Annotated in this window: 1 protein-coding gene; it reads left to right on the top strand. The window is 47.3% G+C overall.

Features of this window, described 5'->3' with window-relative positions; all coding sequences use genetic code 11:
• Positions 1-353, top strand: a 353-nt coding sequence (locus tag AB4232_RS22620) for a flagellin (RefSeq protein ID WP_372088098.1), incomplete at both ends; no start/stop codon positions are given.

The raw sequence follows: 353 nt of genomic DNA, 5'->3' as shown, positions 1-353 counted from the left end.
TGAAGAGCTAGCGACTTATATCAATGGTCAAACGGATCTGGTTTCGGCTTCCGTCAATGATGAAGGGCAGCTTCAGATCTATATGTCAGGCGAAGACACGGCAGGCACGATCTCTTTCTCAGGCTCGTTAGCCAGTGAGCTTTCGATGTCGGCGGGTTATTACGAGTCAGTCGATGATATTAATGTCACTGATGTTGGTGGAGCACAGCGCGCCGTGTCTATTTTGGATACAGCGATGAAGTATGTTGATAGTCACCGTTCTGAACTCGGGGCGATGCAAAACCGCTTTGACCATGCGATTAATAACCTTGAAAATGTTCATGAGAACTTGGGGGCATCAAACAGTCGAATCA

The organism is Vibrio sp. 10N.286.46.A8, from assembly GCF_041470165.1.
Classification (GTDB): domain Bacteria; phylum Pseudomonadota; class Gammaproteobacteria; order Enterobacterales; family Vibrionaceae; genus Vibrio; species Vibrio tasmaniensis_A.
Note: the sequence above shows the minus strand (reverse complement) of the source record. Positions and strands in the feature narration are given on the sequence as shown.